Here is a 14,703-nt window from a genome sequence, read left to right on the forward strand (position 1 = left end):
AATATATAATTTATACGCGGCGCAAGAATTTCTTCTCTTTTTCCAGCCACATCAATGGTTTTGATAGCGAACCGCCGCTTCGTAATAATAAAAAAATACGACCGCCAAACCTCAACGGGCAAAATGGCTCTTTTACCTTACCACCAGCGTGTATAAACCAGATATTCATGCGTCACCTGTAAATTCACTGTAATGTAATTTTAGCCAGACGATAACACCCTGTTTTACAGCTCTTTATGTAACTATAAACCGCATCTGCAATTATCGTCCAGGAAGAATATATCTTTATAGGAATTGTCTTAGTGTGATATTTCTGGCGGACTTCTCGCTTGTTATTTTATGAGGCTGAGCTACATTTAATAGCGTTGTCATGGCGCAGTGTGCTTTTTCCCACTGCAAATTATTTTATCTAAAGAGGAAATATATATGACTGAACATCGTGGCGGTTCTGGTAATTTCGCGGAAGATAAAGAAAAGGCATCAGAAGCAGGTCGCAAAGGCGGCCAGCATAGCGGCGGGAATTTCAAAAACGATCAGCAAAAAGCTTCCGAAGCAGGTAAAAAAGGCGGACAAAACAGCCATGGCGGCGGAAGAAAATCCGAATAGCGTTTCAGACATGATATAATGTAAAAATTAAAAATGTGAAAATGCATTTTTAATGAGTTACATATTATCCTGAAACAGCCAGTAGCGGCGACCCTGATTTAATCATTAGGGTTGCCGTTTTGGCGTATGTATTATTTACTCCTCCCTACTCACCTCGCCTGATCCCTTGAATTTTATATGAAATATCCTCACACAAAGTAAATATAAGGCTTTTATATTTAAAGGGATTTTTCCTGGTCACTGCATCGTTGTACATGGCATATAATTAATCACACAGTAATTGATGCTATATCAGCGAGGATGAGTGATGAGTAACGATAAAAGTAAACAGCCACAAATTGATCATGCTGAAGATAATGCCTTTTTCCCCTCAGAATATTCTCTGGGCGAGTTTACCAGCGCGGTTTCCGATTTAAGTGATGCCGATTATCCCACTCGTCATAAGGGTGGCAAAAAGATGCTGGTAATTGCTGCCGATGAGCGTTATCTGAAAACGGACACTGGCGCATTGTTTTCTACGGGCAATCATCCAGTTGAAACGCTGGTGCCGCTCTGGCACCTTCACGCCGCCGGGTTCGAATTTGACGTGGCGACGGTTTCAGGCCAGATGGCTAAGTTTGAATACTGGGCGATGCCGCGTCAGGATACGTGCATTATGCCCTTTTTCCGCAAGCATCAGGCGAGATTTCAGTCCCCTGCAAAACTGTCCGATGTGGTTAAAGGACTAAACGGGAGCAGCGACTATGCTGCAGTGTTTATCCCTGGCGGTCATGGCGCGTTGATCGGCCTGCCAGAAAGCGACGCGGTGGCCGATACCCTGCGCTGGGCCATCGGCAACGATCGCTTCGTAATTTCGCTCTGTCATGGCCCGGCGGCTTTCCTGTCGCTGCGCAACGGCGATAATCCGCTGAAAGGCTATTCTATCTGCGCCTTCCCGGATGCCACCGATAAACAGACGCCGGATATGGGCTATATGCCCGGCCATCTGACCTGGTATTTTGGCGAGGAATTAAAAGCGATGGGGATGAATATCATCAATGATGATATTAAGGGCAGCGTAAATAAAGATCGTCATCTGCTGACCGGCGACAGCCCGTTCGCGGCCAATCCACTCGGCCAGCTGGCGGCCAGAGAGCTGCTCGCGGTTTACGGCAACTGATCCTGCCGGGCGTTCCGGAGGCGTTCGCCTTCTGGGATGCCCGCAAAAAAAATGGTATGGTAGCCGGGTTAACTGTCTGAGAACTCACAACGAATGGCCGCTGAAACGCAATTAAATCCAACCCAGCCTGTAAACCAGCAAATCTACCGCATTCTGCGCCGGGATATTGTGCATTGTCTTATCGCCCCCGGAACGCCGCTGTCTGAAAAAGACGTCTCGGTGCGTTTTGATGTTTCACGTCAGCCGGTGCGCGAAGCTTTTATTAAGCTGGCGGAAAACGGTCTTATTCAGATCCGCCCGCAGCGCGGCAGCTATGTGAATAAAATATCCATGCAGCAAGTGCGCAATGGCTGTTTTGTGCGTCAGGCCATTGAGTGCGCCGTCGCCCGCCGCGCGGCTACGATGATCAACGACAGCCAGAGCTATCAGCTTGAGCAGAATCTGCATCAGCAGCGCATCGCTATAGATCGCAAGCAGCTAAATGATTTCTTTCAGCTGGATGACGAGTTTCATCAGAAACTGGCGCAGATCGCCGACTGCCAGCTGGCGTGGGACACCATCGAAAATATTAAAGCGACCATGGATCGGGTGCGCTACATGAGCCTTGATCACGTCTCGCCGCCGGAAAAACTCCTCAGCCAGCATCTGGATATTTTTGCCGCGCTGGAGAAAAAGGATGTGGAGGGCGTGGATCAGGCTATGACGCGTCATTTGCAGGAGATCGGCGAAACCGTACAGCTGATCCGCCAGGAAAACCGCGAGTGGTTTACGGAAGAGTAAAGGGTTGAGGTGGTGCCCGGCGGCGCTTCGCTTGCCGGGCCTACAAATCCGTAGAACGTAGGCCGGGTAAGGCGAAGCCGCCACCCGGCATGTGAGCGATAAAATCGTAATAAGTAGGTCGGGTAAGGCATCGCCGCCACCCGGCTTTTTACCTTATGCGGCGTACTGCGCCACCGTAACTTTCGCCCCCTGGCGTAACAGCAACTGGTACGCGCGATTCACTTCACTGACAAACGCCCTTTCATGCGGCAGTTCGTTGCCGAAAATCGCCTCTATGCCCAGCAGCGCATTTACCCGTTCTTCCCCTTCAGCACTGCCGTTCACCGCCTGCTGAATGACCGAAAGCAGCGGATCGCAGACTTCAATCGGCTGCCCCTGCTCGTCCACACCGCCGACGTAACGCATCCAGCCCGCCACGCCCAGCGCCAGCAGCCGGAAATCACTGTTATGCACCAGATGCCAGCGTACCGAATCCAGCATACGCTGCGGCAGTTTCTGGCTGCCGTCCATGGCGATCTGCCAGGTACGGTGACGCAGCGCGGTGTTGCTGTAGCGGGCGATCAGCATGTCGGCATAATGCGCCAGATCCACACCCTGCACGCTCAGCGTCGGGGCCTGCTCCTGTAACATCAGCTTGTGCGCAGCCCGGCGATAATTATCATCTTCCATACACTCGTTGATATGCTGATAACCCGCCAGATAACCCAGCCAGGCGAGGAAGGAGTGGCTGCCGTTCAGCATACGCAGTTTCATCTCTTCGAACGGCACCACATCCGCCACCAGCTCGGCTCCGGCTTTTTCCCACGCCGGACGTCCGGCCACAAAGTTATCTTCCACCACCCACTGACGGAACGGCTCGCAGGCCACGCCAGCCGGATCGCGCACACCGGTGAGCTGCCTGATTTTATCCAGGGTTTCGGCGGTTACCGCCGGAACAATGCGGTCCACCATGGTGGACGGGAAAGTGACGTGAGTGTCGATCCAGTCGGCGAGATCTGTATCCACCGCGCGGGCATAGGCGGTGATCACATTGCGCATCACATGGCCGTTTTCCGGCATGTTGTCGCAGGACATCACGGTGAAGCCATTCAGACCGGCGGCTTTGCGGCGCGCCAGCGCTTCGACAATCACCCCAGGCGCGGACTTCGGCTGCTGCGGGTTTTGCAGATCGGCGACAATAAATGGGTGATCGAGCATCAGTTGCCCGGTCGCCGGGGAGTGGCAGTAGCCTTTTTCGGTGATGGTCAGGGAGACAATTGCCACCTGCGGCTCACACAGTGCCGCCAGCACGGCTTCCAGACCATCGACCTGCGCATGCAGCGCGCGTTTCACCACGCCGACGACGCGGGCGGTCCAGGCGTCAGCGGACATTTCCGCCACGGTATAAAGCTTGTCCTGCGCGTTAAGATCGGCGATCTGCTGTTCGCCGCCAATCAGATTCACCTCGCAGTAGCCCCAGTCGCTGTGGTGCTCTGCGGCAAGAATATCGGTATACACCGCCTGATGCGCGCGATGGAACGCGCCAAAACCGAGGTGCACAATGCGCGGCACCAGCGCATTACGATCGTAAGCCGGTAACGTGGCTTTCGCGTTTAACAGTCTGTTTTCCATGGATGAGACTCGTCTTATTAAATGAAACACTGGTCCATAAGATGACGGATGCCCGTCAGCGGGATGTTGACCTGAAACAGGATTTGCTGACTACACCAACTAGAATGGTAACTAAATGTATCAAAATGCAGGCGCATTATTCATTCAGCGCCTGCATGGTTATGCGATGCTTAGTCAGACCGGACGACGTACACCCGCCACGCTCTGCTGCGCACTTTTCTCTGCGGCATCTTCACGAATGCTCAGGTCACGGTCGCGCACTTCCGGCATCAGGATGGCGGAGACCAGACCAATCACCGAGTAGACCATCATCATCGCGACGATGGGCCACCAGGAACCTGTCATGTTACAGAAGATCCCCGCCAGCACCGGGCCGAAGCCTACCGCCACCAGACCGCCAGCCTCTTTGGAGATCGCCATCCGGGTAAAGCGGTTACGCGAGCCGAACATCTCGGCCATAGTGATGTTTTCTAGGGCGAACAGACCGAGCACCGCGAAATTATGGATGACGATAATCGACGCCATGATCACGCCCGGTGTATAGCTGTTATCCACGATGATTGAAATCATCGGGTACGCCAGCACAATAGCCGAGATATTCAGCAGGATATACGGCAGGCGGCGGCCAATTTTGTCCGACAGCCAGCCCAGCAGCGGGATGGTGAGAAAGCCCAGAATCGAGCTGATCATCAGCGCGTCCGTCGGGATGCTCTTATTAAACAGCAGGGTCTGCACCAGATAACCGGCAAGGAAGGTCTGGATCAGCCCGGAGTTACCTGCCTGACCAAAACGCAGGCCGGTCGCCAGCCAGAAGGTTTTACTGCTGAACATCGCCCCGAGGGTGGTTTCAGATGCCTGCACTTTCGCAGGAATACTTTCCCCTTCGTTAACCTGCTCAAACACCGGACTTTCTTTCAGATTCATGCGCAGCCAGATGGCGAAAATCATCACCACCACGCTGGCGAGGAACGGGATACGCCAGCCCCAGGCAACCAGTTCTTCCCGATCCAGCACGAAGAACATAAAGGCCCAGATCGCGGTGGCGCTCAGCGTGCCGCAGTTGGTGCCCATCGCCACCAGCGAGGAGATGATCCCGCGTTTGCCCTTCGGCGCATACTCCGCCAGCATGGTACCCGCGCCGGAGATCTCCGCCCCCGCGCCCAGCCCCTGAATGATACGCAGCGTCACCAGCAGCACCGGCGCGAAAATACCAATCTGCGCGTAGGTCGGCAGCACGCCGATAAGCGTGGTACAGATCCCCATCATGGTGATGGTGATGAACAGCACTTTTTTACGCCCGATGCGGTCGCCCATTTTGCCGAAGAAAAATGCGCCGACAATACGCGCGACGTAGCCTGCGCCATAGGTTCCCATCGCCAGGATCAGCGCCATCGCCGCCGACTGCTCCGGGAAGAAGATTTCATGAAACACCAGCGCCGCCCCGAGGGAGTAGAGCTGGAAATCCATGAACTCAAGCGCGGTACCCAGCCAGCCAGAAACGGCGGCTTTCACCAGGTCGGACGTCGTTCTTTCATTGTTTACTTGGGTCATAATGGCTATCTCTGAAATAGTAAGATGCGTACCACTCACTCGCATTTATTGTTGTTATTGCGGGAACGTCAGTAAGACCTTGCAGCACTGCCGCTGGTCTTTCTCGAACACGTCAATGGCGTCGGTAACCTGCTGATAGTCAAAGGTATGAGTGACAAGCTTGTCAGGGTCGATAAGCCCCCTGCGCATCCAGTCGATCACCACCGGGAATTTGTGCGCGTTCAGGCGCGATGAAAATATCGACAGCTCTTTGCCGGTAATGCCCTGCTGCACGATTTGTGAAGGTTCGCTGGAAAAGCCCATAATCACGATGCGCGCCGCGGGGGAGGCAAGACCGATGGCTTCCTGCAATATCGAGGGATGACAGGCGGCGTCAATAATAATGGTCGGCTTAATGCCCTGCGCATCCAGCGCATCCTGCAATGACGCGTTGCCGTTGTTGATCACCAGATCCGCGCCGCTGCGTTTCGCCATCTCCAGCCGTTCTTCGATGCGATCGGTAACGATAACCTGCTTCACCCGGTAGACGCCTTTCAGCGCCTGTACGGTGGTCAGCCCCATCGGGCCTGCGCCGTAAATCAGGGCGATGTCGTTCTCGCCGGGATTAATCTGGCCGGTAACGTTCGCCGCAATGGTGAACGGTTCAACCATCACCGCCTGTTTATCGGCGATGGTATCCGGGATCGGCCAGGCGTTTTTCGCAGGGACCACCGCATATTCACTGAAGCCGCCGTCACGATGCACGCCCAGCACCACCAGCGAGGTACAGACATTCGGCTTGCCGACCGAGCACGGATAGCAGTGCCCGCAGCTGATCACCGGGTCGACCGACACGCGCTCACCCAGTCGCCCGGCGTCAACGCCCTCGCCCACGGCATCGATGACGCCGAAGAATTCATGGCCAATCACCCGCGGATATTTCGCAAAGGGGTTATGACCACGGTAAATATGGCTGTCAGAGCCGCAAATACCGGCAAGCTTTATTTTGACGCGCACTTCACCCGCTGCGGGTTCTGGTAACGGGCGTTCGTCAATCAGCAGCTTATTGGGTGTTTCAATCACGATACTTTTCATAAAAACTCCTGATCACCAGTTCCACAGCGTGCCGTCTTCCAGTCGCGCGACAGGTAAATAAGCGGGATCGTAGGGATATTTCGCCGCCAGTTTTTCATCAAATTCAATGCCGAGTCCTGGCTTATTCCCCGGATGCATATAGCCGTTATCAAACGTCCAGTTATGCGGGAAGACTTCCAGCATTTGCTCCGAATACCCCATATATTCCTGCACGCCAAAGTTCGGTACCCACAAATCGAAATGCAGCGCGGCAGCGTGGCAAATGGGCGACAGATCCGACGGACCGTGGGAGCCGGTGCGCACCTGATACAGCGAGGCAAAATCGGCGATACGGCGCATGCCGGTGATGCCACCCGCATGGGTAATAGTGGTGCGGATGTAGTCGATTAACTGCTCTTCGATCAACTGTTTGCAGTCCCAGATACTGTTAAAGACTTCTCCAACGGCAATGGGCGTAACGGTATGCTGGCGGATCAGGCGGAAGCACTCCTGATTTTCTGCCGGGGTCGGATCTTCCATCCAGAACAAACGGTAATCTTCGATGCTCTTGCCAAAGCGCGCCGCTTCGATGGGCGTCAGACGGTGGTGCATGTCGTGCAGCAGATGCTCGTTAAAGCCGAATTTTTCGCGCACGGCGGCAAACAGCGACGGCGTGAAATCAAGGTATTTTTCTGTCGACCAGAGCTGCTCTTCCGGCCATTGCCCTTTGGTGGCCGGTTCGTAGGCCAGACCTTTGCCCTTCGACATGCCATAGGTGGTTTTCATCCCCGGTACGCCGCACTGTACGCGTATCGCCTTAAAGCCCATCTCCTTGTGACGGGCATAATCTTCCAGCACATCATCAACGGAATGGCCGGTGGTATGACAGTAAACCATCACCCCGTCGCGGGATGCGCCGCCCAGCAACTGATACAGCGGCATACCAGCGGCTTTGGCTTTAATGTCCCATAGCGCTGTATCGACGGCTGAAATCGCCGACATGGTGACCGGGCCACGACGCCAGTACGCGCCTTTATAGAAGAACTGCCAGATGTCTTCGATACGGTGCGCGTCTCGTCCCACCAGCTGCGGACAGACATGATCTTTCAGATAAGAGGCCACAGAAAGCTCGCGCCCGTTAAGCGTGGCATCCCCCAGCCCGGTAAGGCCGTCATCGGTGGTGATTTTCAGCGTGACAAAATTTCGCCCTGGACAGGTGACAAATACTTCAGCACTAACAATCTTCATGAGAATTCCTGCTTCTTTTGTTGTGATGCATGAAATCTAACCACCCGCACTACTACCATACAAGTATGAAGATCTATTTTTTCGCGCTGGCTCACAAAATGACGCCTCTGTCGGTAGAATAAAGATCCCCATGAGTGAACAGGAATGCCGCGATGCGCCATGCTGATGAACTGCGTCGCCTGCTGTTGCAGGATGCGCTACGTATGGAAGCCCTGAAAACCGTGGCGGCGCTGGGCGTGAAGAATTGCTGGATTGGCGCCGGGCTGGTGCGTGATGCGGTGTGGGATCGCCTGCACCAGCGACCGGCGTGGCCGCCCTGCGGCGATGTGGATGTGGTGTGGTTCGATGCCCGCCAAAGCGGTGAAGAGATTGATAACCTTCTGGAACAGCGCCTCGGGAAGATGTGCCCGGGATTTGACTGGTCGGTAAAAAATCAGGCGCGGATGCATGAGCGTAATCACGACCGGCCTTATCACAGCGTGGAAGATGCCCTGCGCTACTGGCCGGAAACCGCTACCGCCGTGGCAGTGCGGCTTTGCGGATCCGATCAAATTGATATTATCGCGCCCTTTGGCCTGGACGATCTGTTCGCCCTGCGGCTGCGCCCCACGCCGCGTTTTCAGCAGGATAAACGCGCCATCTTTGATGAACGGATCCGGCGCAAACGCTGGCTGGAACGCTATCCGCAGCTCGTTCTGAGCGTGGATTAACCGGCGCGACCCCATCCGACGACGATAATCAACATCCCGCACAGCGCCACCGCCGCCCCCAGCCAGTCATACAGGCTGAGCTTTACGCCATCCACCAGCCGCAGCCAGATCAGCGCGGTGAATACATACACGCCGCCATAGGCCGCATAAACCCGCCCGCTGGCCGCCGGATGGAGCGTCAGCAGCCAGACAAACAGGCACAGCGATACCGCCGCGGGCAGCAGTAACAATGCGCTGCCACCGCGTTTCAGCCACAGCCAGGGCAGAAAACAGCCAATAATTTCACAGAGCGCGGTGATAAAAAATAGCAGTGAGGTCCGGATCATAGGGCGTAGTCAGTCTGTTTACGTTCAGTACCGCATCATAACGGGAGTTGCGGGCGGAACGCCAGGCGCAGCCTGGGTGATTGCGTATTTTGATAAAGTTGTTATGATCCGCTCATAAGTACAGGGAGTGTTTATGGATACAAAAGATTTTGGACTCAGCACTTTACTCGACATGGATGGTTATCAGTTTCGTTATGACAATGGCTACTGGTGGAAAATAGAAGCACGCCGGGTTGAAGCTTCGATTTTCAGGCCTCATGGCATCCGCTATAACCTTACACTGCATAACGCTCATAACCACCGGATTTTTGGCATGGACAATGCGCATGGAATTACACCACCGCGTAGCGGGGGTTTCCGATCACGAATGGTGATTTATGACCATGTCCATACAACCGCAATCGATCCGGGACAGGTTTACTGTTTTCAGTCGGCAACGCAGTTGCTGAATGATTTTTTTGCCGCTGTAGATAGCGTTATGAAAGACATAGAGGATTCATTATGAAAGCACTTATAGGCATCATTTCGGAGGAAAACCTTCGTAAAAGAATGCTCGCTATCGCTGCCGGTAAATACACGCCGGAACCGGGCGAGCCGAAAGTCTGGTTTGCCTCGCTTAATGCTATCGGGCAAATTTTGAGCAATGAAAATATCACTCTGCTACGGATGATGGCAGCACATAAACCCGAAACAATCAGTGAACTGGCGCGGCTGGCGGGCCGTCAGGTCAGTAACCTGTCGACCACTCTCAAAACCCTTGAGAGCCATGGTTTTGTGCATTTGCAGCGCAAGGGAAATACGGTTAAACCCACGGCGCTATTTACCGATTTCGTGATCCGCGTGGAAAGTGAACTTCTGGTCAACGGTAATGCGGCATAACCCCTCGCGCCGGTATGTCGCCGACTTGTGATGGTGTAGAATATAAGCAATATGCCCCTGCAATAGTTAAAAGGAATGCCTGATGAAAAACTCTCTTCGCAAACGCCTGTGCCTGACGGCGATTCTGACGCTGGGCGCGGTGATGGTCACCCCCGGCGCAATGGCTGAAACCAGCAAACTGATCATTGAATCCGGCGACAGCGCCCAGAGCCGCCAGCAGGCGTTGATGGAAAAAGAGCAGTGGAATGACACCCGTTCATTGCGTAACAAAGTGAACAAGCGCGTGGAAAAAGAGTGGGATAAAGACGACGCGGCTTTTGATGCCCGCGATAAGTGCCAGCAAAGCGCCAATCTCAATGCCTACTGGGAAAATAACACTCTGCGCTGTCTTGATCGTCGTACCGGCCGCGTGGTTGCGCCGTAAATTTTCGTCATAAGGATTTGACCATGAGTGAGATTAACGGCGTGAAGCTGCGCCCGCTGGAGCGTGAAGATCTGCGTTATGTGCATCAAATGGACAATAACGCCAGCGTCATGCGCTACTGGTTCGAAGAGCCTTACGAGGCCTTTGTTGAACTGTCCGATCTGTATGATAAGCATATTCACGATCAGAGCGAGCGCCGTTTTGTGGTGGAATGCGACGGTGAAAAAGTGGGGCTGGTGGAACTGGTGGAGATTAACCACGTCCACCGCCGCGCGGAGTTTCAGATCATTATCTCCCCGGAACATCAGGGCAGAGGCCTGGCCAGCAAAGCGGCGAAGCTGGCGATGGATTACGGCTTTACGGTATTAAATCTGTATAAGCTCTATCTCATTGTCGATAAAGAAAACGAGAAAGCCATCCATATTTATCGCAAGCTCGGATTTATGGTGGAAGGCGAACTGATCCATGAGTTCTTTATTAACGGCGAGTATCGCAACACCATCCGCATGTGTATTTTCCAGCATCAGTATCTTGCCGAGCATAAAGCGCCCGGCAGGACGCTGTTAAAGCCTACAGCACAGTAGGCGGCGGGATCAGTAATAAGCGATGGTATTTTTGATGGTGAACTGACGTTCGACCGCCGGGGTGACGCTTTCATCGACGATCAGCAACTTACAGCTGACCGGATTATCGTGGCGGTCGTAGTCGCAGCTTTGCTTCACATGGCCAAGCGGTTTATCGTTCAGCACGCTGATGGCGGTATAATCGAGTTTCTTACGCTTATCCGCTGACGGCGTGGCATCCACCTGTAAGTGCATATCTTTCGAGGTGGTGGATTTCCCCAGCGGATAGCCTTCGGCGTCATAACGATAATCCACCTGCAAATCCTTACCGCGCGCCGTCACCACAAAACCTTTTTCATCCGTGTCCCAGGTCACCCCCGCCGCCGGGAACGCCGCCAGCTGGCATTTCCCCTGTAAACGCAGCCTTTTCTCGTTGGTTTGTCCGTCGAGATAATAATTAGCGTCCAGCAGCAGCGAAACGCCGGTATTGTTTTCGATGTCGTGCAGTTCCAGCGAATCAAAACAGCCTTCCGTGGACAGCGTACCGGTGACGCGTTTCGCCACTTCCCCTTTGTCATTGAGCAGGGTCTGACTGAAATCCTTCACCGGACCACGCAGCGGATCAAAATCAAATTCGTTTGAGAAGCTCGCCATCTCCGGCGTAAAAGAAGCCGGGCCCTGCGCATTATTATCACAGCCAGCAAGCGCTACCGTTAGCGCGGCCAGAATGATTGTTTTTTTCATGTAGATTACCAGAGGTGCAAAATATTCCCTCATAGTAGCAAATACAGCGGTTTGCCGCCTCACCCGTCTCGCCTGTTATGCGGAAGGTTCTGAGATTTCCCGCAACGGCGATGCTTCCCGGGCGGGCTGCTAAACTGTAGATAAATTCATGAGATAAGGGATCGTTTATGAAAGCTACATACTGGTTATGCGCAGGATTGATGCTGGCAGCGGCTCCGGTTATGGCCGCCCCGGAGTCCTGTGAAAACGTCAAAAGCGATATTGCGCAGCGTATCGTGAATAATGGCGTACCGGAATCCGGCTTTACGCTGGATATTGTCCCCGGCGATCAGGCGGATAAACCCGACGCGCAGGTGGTCGGCCATTGCGCCAATGACACCTGGAAGATCCTTTATACCCGCACCGGGGGGATGAGCGCCGCCTCGGGCAGCACCGCAACCAGCGACGGCGCCCGCACCGAACCCCAGTAAACTTATTCCCCCTGTCTTTACAGGGGGAATTTCTTAAACATTGACCTCAGATAATACCTTTCTACTCCCTTATTAGTACCCTCACACTTCCTCAGGCTGATAATCATTTCAGCTGTAATGCTATTCATTATAAAAACAGGGAGTGAGCGATGTCCGATGTCGATAATACCGGCGGTATCAGCCGGCGTACCCTCGTTAAATCCTCCGCAGCCGGTGCGCTTGTCATGGCGGCCGGTGGTTTCACGTTACCTTTTGGCCTGCGTCAGGCCGCCGCCGCGGTGCAGCAGGCTGTGAAAGAAAGTGCCGATAAAACCGTCTGGGGCGCATGTTCAGTAAACTGCGGCAGCCGCTGCGCCCTGCGCCTGCATGTGCGCGATGATGAAGTGACCTGGGTGGAAACCGATAATACCGGCGACGATGTCTATGGTCACCATCAGGTACGCGCCTGCCTGCGCGGGCGATCTATCCGGCGGCGTATTAATCACCCTGACCGGCTTAATTATCCGATGAAGCGCGTGGGTAAACGCGGCGAAGGAATATTCGAACGGATCTCCTGGGATGAAGCCTTAAACACCATTGCGATGAATCTCAAAGGCGTGGTGGAAAAATACGGCAACGAGGCGGTGTACATTAATTACGCCTCGGGTATTGTCGGCGGCAATATTACCCGCTCATCCCCTTCCGCTTCGCTGGTGGCGCGTCTGATGAACTGCTACGGCGGCTTTCTGGGTCAGTACGGCACTTACAGCACCGCGCAGATCGCCCGCGCCATGCCCTTCACCTATGGCAGTAATGAAGGCAACAGCACCTCGGACATTGAAAACACGAAGCTGGTGGTGATGTTCGGTAACAACCCGGCCGAAACCCGTATGAGCGGCGGCGGCATTACGTATTTCCTTGAACAGGCGCGGGATCGTTCGAATGCGCGCATGATCGTCATCGATCCCCGTTACACCGATACTGCTGCCGGGCGTGAAGATGAGTGGATCCCCATTCGCCCCGGCACAGATGCGGCGCTGGTGGCAGGGCTTGCCCATGTGTTGATCAGCGAAAACCTTGTCGACCAGCCTTTCCTGGATAACTACTGCGTTGGCTACGATGAAAGCACGCTGCCGGAAGGCGCGCCCGCCAACGGGCATTATAAGGCGTATATTCTGGGCGACGGCAACGACGGTATCGCCAAAACCCCGCAGTGGGCCGCCGCCATCACCGGCATTCCCGCCGATCGCATTATTAAACTGGCGCGGGAAATTGGCACCGCAAAACCGGCCTATATCTGCCAGGGCTGGGGGCCGCAGCGTCAGGCTAACGGCGAGCTGACCGCGCGCGCCATCGCCATGCTGCCGATCCTCACCGGCAACGTCGGCATTAACGGCGGCAACAGCGGCGCACGTGAATCCACTTACACCCTCACCATTGAACGCATGCCGGTACCGGAAAACCCGGTGAAAACGAAAATTTCCTGTTTTACCTGGACCGATGCCATTGCCCGAGGGCCGGAGATGACCGCCACCGGGGATGGCGTGCAGGGTAAAGACAAGCTGGACGTGCCGATCAAGTTCATCTGGAATTACGCGGGAAACGCGCTAATAAATCAGCATTCAGACATCAATAAAACCCACGAGATTTTGCAGGACGAGTCGAAATGCGAAACCATAGTGGTGATCGAGAACTTCATGACCTCGTCGGCAAAATATGCCGATATTCTGCTGCCGGATCTGATGACCGTCGAACAGGAAGATATTATTCCCAACGATTACGCGGGAAATATGGGTTATCTGATCTTCATCCAGCCTGCCACCTCCGCGAAATTCGAGCGTAAGCCGATTTACTGGATCTTAAGCGAAGTGGCAAAACGCCTGGGGCCGGACGTCTTTCAGCGCTTTACCGAAGGCCGTACTCAGGAAGAGTGGCTGCACTATTTATACGCGAAGATGCGGGCGAAAGATCCGCTGCTGCCGACGTATGACGAACTCAAAACGATGGGTATTTATAAGCGCAAGGATCCGCAGGGGCATTTTGTTGCCTATAAAAAGTTTCGTGAAGATCCCGGGGCGAATCCGCTGAAAACCCCGTCCGGCAAAATTGAAATTTACTCCGCGCAGCTGGCGGAGATCGCCGCAAGCTGGCAGTTGGCAAAAGATGAAGTGATAAGCCCCCTGCCGGTGTATGCCGCCACCTTTGAAGGCTGGGATTCGCCGGAACGCAAAAACTTCCCGCTTCAGCTGTTTGGTTTCCACTATAAAGCCCGTACCCACTCCAGCTACGGCAACGTCGATGTGTTGCAGGCCGCCTGCCGTCAGGAAGTGTGGATCAATCCCCTCGACGCGAAACAGCGTGGCATTGCACATGGCGATATGGTGCGGGTATTTAACGGGCGCGGCGAAGTGCGCCTTGCCGCCAAAGTGACGCCGCGCATCATGCCTGGGGTCAGCGCCATGGGCCAGGGCGCATGGCATCAGGCCAATATGACGGGCGACCGCATCGATCATGGCGCATGCATCAATACTCTGACCACGCACCGTCCTTCTCCGCTGGCGAAGGGAAATCCGCAGCACACCAACCTGGTGGAAATTGAG

17 protein-coding genes are annotated in these 14,703 nt (G+C 54.3%); 10 read left to right on the forward strand and 7 right to left on the reverse strand.

What is annotated here, in order from left to right:
- Positions 1 to 10 precede the first annotated feature (10 nt).
- Complete coding sequence (locus tag ACQUTD_RS14635) at positions 11 to 169, reverse strand: hypothetical protein (RefSeq protein ID WP_158684894.1); 159 nt, start codon at positions 167 to 169, stop codon at positions 11 to 13.
- Between the two features lie 257 nt (positions 170 to 426).
- On the opposite strand from ACQUTD_RS14635, the gene ACQUTD_RS14640 reads away from it, so the two are divergent.
- The 3 genes from ACQUTD_RS14640 (at position 427) to ACQUTD_RS14650 (ending at position 2,545) form a co-directional block, all read left to right on the forward strand.
- On the forward strand, positions 427 to 606 hold the full coding sequence (locus ACQUTD_RS14640) for a con-10 family general stress protein (protein ID WP_072568392.1): 180 nt from the start codon (positions 427 to 429) through the stop codon (positions 604 to 606).
- Between the two features lie 307 nt (positions 607 to 913).
- Positions 914 to 1,765: a glyoxalase III HchA gene (gene hchA, locus ACQUTD_RS14645; RefSeq protein WP_473275579.1), complete on the forward strand. Its 852-nt coding sequence runs from the start codon at positions 914 to 916 to the stop codon at positions 1,763 to 1,765.
- Between the two features lie 93 nt (positions 1,766 to 1,858).
- A complete protein-coding gene (locus ACQUTD_RS14650; protein ID WP_318363031.1) occupies positions 1,859 to 2,545 on the forward strand; it encodes a GntR family transcriptional regulator in 687 nt (228 codons plus the stop codon).
- Between the two features lie 153 nt (positions 2,546 to 2,698).
- Here the strand turns inward: ACQUTD_RS14650 and ACQUTD_RS14655 are convergent, their stop codons facing one another.
- From ACQUTD_RS14655 to manD, 4 genes are all read right to left on the reverse strand, one after another.
- Complete coding sequence (locus ACQUTD_RS14655) at positions 2,699 to 4,156, reverse strand: fructuronate reductase (RefSeq protein WP_473275576.1); 1,458 nt, start codon at positions 4,154 to 4,156, stop codon at positions 2,699 to 2,701.
- A 174-nt stretch (positions 4,157 to 4,330) separates the two neighbouring features.
- The gene (locus ACQUTD_RS14660; RefSeq protein ID WP_473275573.1) at positions 4,331 to 5,707 is read right to left on the reverse strand and encodes an MFS transporter; all 1,377 of its coding nucleotides are present in this window, start codon (positions 5,705 to 5,707) and stop codon (positions 4,331 to 4,333) included.
- A 54-nt stretch (positions 5,708 to 5,761) separates the two neighbouring features.
- Complete coding sequence (locus ACQUTD_RS14665; RefSeq protein WP_473275571.1) at positions 5,762 to 6,781, reverse strand: Zn-dependent oxidoreductase; 1,020 nt, start codon at positions 6,779 to 6,781, stop codon at positions 5,762 to 5,764.
- 12 nt (positions 6,782 to 6,793) lie between these two features.
- Positions 6,794 to 8,008, reverse strand: a complete 1,215-nt coding sequence (gene manD / locus ACQUTD_RS14670; RefSeq protein WP_473275569.1) for a D-mannonate dehydratase ManD — start codon at positions 8,006 to 8,008, stop codon at positions 6,794 to 6,796.
- A 152-nt stretch (positions 8,009 to 8,160) separates the two neighbouring features.
- Between manD and ACQUTD_RS14675 the strand changes: the two genes are divergently transcribed.
- Entirely contained in the window at positions 8,161 to 8,718 is a 558-nt protein-coding gene (locus ACQUTD_RS14675) for a nucleotidyltransferase family protein (protein ID WP_473275567.1), read from the forward strand.
- Here ACQUTD_RS14675 and ACQUTD_RS14680 read toward each other — a convergent pair.
- Positions 8,715 to 9,044 (reverse strand): YnfA family protein, encoded by a 330-nt coding sequence (locus ACQUTD_RS14680; protein WP_473275564.1) that lies wholly within the window; start codon positions 9,042 to 9,044, stop codon positions 8,715 to 8,717. The two genes, ACQUTD_RS14675 and ACQUTD_RS14680, sit on opposite strands and share 4 nt — an antisense overlap.
- 133 nt (positions 9,045 to 9,177) lie before the next feature.
- Between ACQUTD_RS14680 and ACQUTD_RS14685 the strand changes: the two genes are divergently transcribed.
- The 4 genes from ACQUTD_RS14685 to speG all read left to right on the forward strand — a co-directional run bounded on the left by ACQUTD_RS14685 (position 9,178) and on the right by speG (position 10,931).
- Positions 9,178 to 9,549, forward strand: coding sequence for a toxin-antitoxin system TumE family protein (locus tag ACQUTD_RS14685; protein ID WP_318372878.1), 372 nt, complete (start codon positions 9,178 to 9,180; stop codon positions 9,547 to 9,549).
- Entirely contained in the window at positions 9,546 to 9,923 is a 378-nt protein-coding gene (locus ACQUTD_RS14690; protein WP_318363036.1) for an HVO_A0114 family putative DNA-binding protein, read from the forward strand. The genes ACQUTD_RS14685 and ACQUTD_RS14690 overlap by 4 nt, the downstream gene beginning before the upstream one ends.
- Positions 9,924 to 10,005: 82 nt before the next feature.
- Complete coding sequence (locus ACQUTD_RS14695; RefSeq protein ID WP_473275560.1) at positions 10,006 to 10,347, forward strand: DUF1283 family protein; 342 nt, start codon at positions 10,006 to 10,008, stop codon at positions 10,345 to 10,347.
- A gap of 23 nt (positions 10,348 to 10,370) precedes the next feature.
- Positions 10,371 to 10,931, forward strand: a complete 561-nt coding sequence (gene speG / locus ACQUTD_RS14700; RefSeq protein WP_072568380.1) for a spermidine N1-acetyltransferase — start codon at positions 10,371 to 10,373, stop codon at positions 10,929 to 10,931.
- Positions 10,932 to 10,940: 9 nt separating this feature from the next.
- On the opposite strand, the gene ACQUTD_RS14705 is transcribed toward speG, so the two are convergent.
- Positions 10,941 to 11,654 (reverse strand): YnfC family lipoprotein, encoded by a 714-nt coding sequence (locus tag ACQUTD_RS14705; protein ID WP_473275557.1) that lies wholly within the window; start codon positions 11,652 to 11,654, stop codon positions 10,941 to 10,943.
- Positions 11,655 to 11,821: 167 nt separating this feature from the next.
- Here ACQUTD_RS14705 and ACQUTD_RS14710 point away from each other — a divergent pair, with 167 nt between their 5' ends.
- Together ACQUTD_RS14710 and ynfE are read left to right on the forward strand one after the other, a co-directional pair.
- Positions 11,822 to 12,124, forward strand: a complete 303-nt coding sequence (locus ACQUTD_RS14710; RefSeq protein WP_072568378.1) for a DUF1161 domain-containing protein — start codon at positions 11,822 to 11,824, stop codon at positions 12,122 to 12,124.
- A gap of 149 nt (positions 12,125 to 12,273) precedes the next feature.
- On the forward strand, positions 12,274 to 14,703 hold a 2,430-nt coding region (gene ynfE, locus ACQUTD_RS14715), incomplete at its 3' end, for a selenate/tellurate reductase subunit YnfE (protein ID WP_473275554.1).

The sequence above is a fragment of the Enterobacter sp. K510 genome, from assembly GCF_055804875.1.

Coding starts and splice junctions, on each gene's coding strand:
- ACQUTD_RS14635 (WP_158684894.1), bottom strand. CDS start 169: ATGAATATCTGGTTTATACACGCTGGTGGTAAGGTAAAAGAGCCATTT.
- ACQUTD_RS14640 (WP_072568392.1), top strand. CDS start 427: ATGACTGAACATCGTGGCGGTTCTGGTAATTTCGCGGAAGATAAAGAA.
- hchA (WP_473275579.1), top strand. CDS start 914: ATGAGTAACGATAAAAGTAAACAGCCACAAATTGATCATGCTGAAGAT.
- ACQUTD_RS14650 (WP_318363031.1), top strand. CDS start 1,859: ATGGCCGCTGAAACGCAATTAAATCCAACCCAGCCTGTAAACCAGCAA.
- ACQUTD_RS14655 (WP_473275576.1), bottom strand. CDS start 4,156: ATGGAAAACAGACTGTTAAACGCGAAAGCCACGTTACCGGCTTACGAT.
- ACQUTD_RS14660 (WP_473275573.1), bottom strand. CDS start 5,707: ATGACCCAAGTAAACAATGAAAGAACGACGTCCGACCTGGTGAAAGCC.
- ACQUTD_RS14665 (WP_473275571.1), bottom strand. CDS start 6,781: ATGAAAAGTATCGTGATTGAAACACCCAATAAGCTGCTGATTGACGAA.
- manD (WP_473275569.1), bottom strand. CDS start 8,008: ATGAAGATTGTTAGTGCTGAAGTATTTGTCACCTGTCCAGGGCGAAAT.
- ACQUTD_RS14675 (WP_473275567.1), top strand. CDS start 8,161: ATGCGCCATGCTGATGAACTGCGTCGCCTGCTGTTGCAGGATGCGCTA.
- ACQUTD_RS14680 (WP_473275564.1), bottom strand. CDS start 9,044: ATGATCCGGACCTCACTGCTATTTTTTATCACCGCGCTCTGTGAAATT.
- ACQUTD_RS14685 (WP_318372878.1), top strand. CDS start 9,178: ATGGATACAAAAGATTTTGGACTCAGCACTTTACTCGACATGGATGGT.
- ACQUTD_RS14690 (WP_318363036.1), top strand. CDS start 9,546: ATGAAAGCACTTATAGGCATCATTTCGGAGGAAAACCTTCGTAAAAGA.
- ACQUTD_RS14695 (WP_473275560.1), top strand. CDS start 10,006: ATGAAAAACTCTCTTCGCAAACGCCTGTGCCTGACGGCGATTCTGACG.
- speG (WP_072568380.1), top strand. CDS start 10,371: ATGAGTGAGATTAACGGCGTGAAGCTGCGCCCGCTGGAGCGTGAAGAT.
- ACQUTD_RS14705 (WP_473275557.1), bottom strand. CDS start 11,654: ATGAAAAAAACAATCATTCTGGCCGCGCTAACGGTAGCGCTTGCTGGC.
- ACQUTD_RS14710 (WP_072568378.1), top strand. CDS start 11,822: ATGAAAGCTACATACTGGTTATGCGCAGGATTGATGCTGGCAGCGGCT.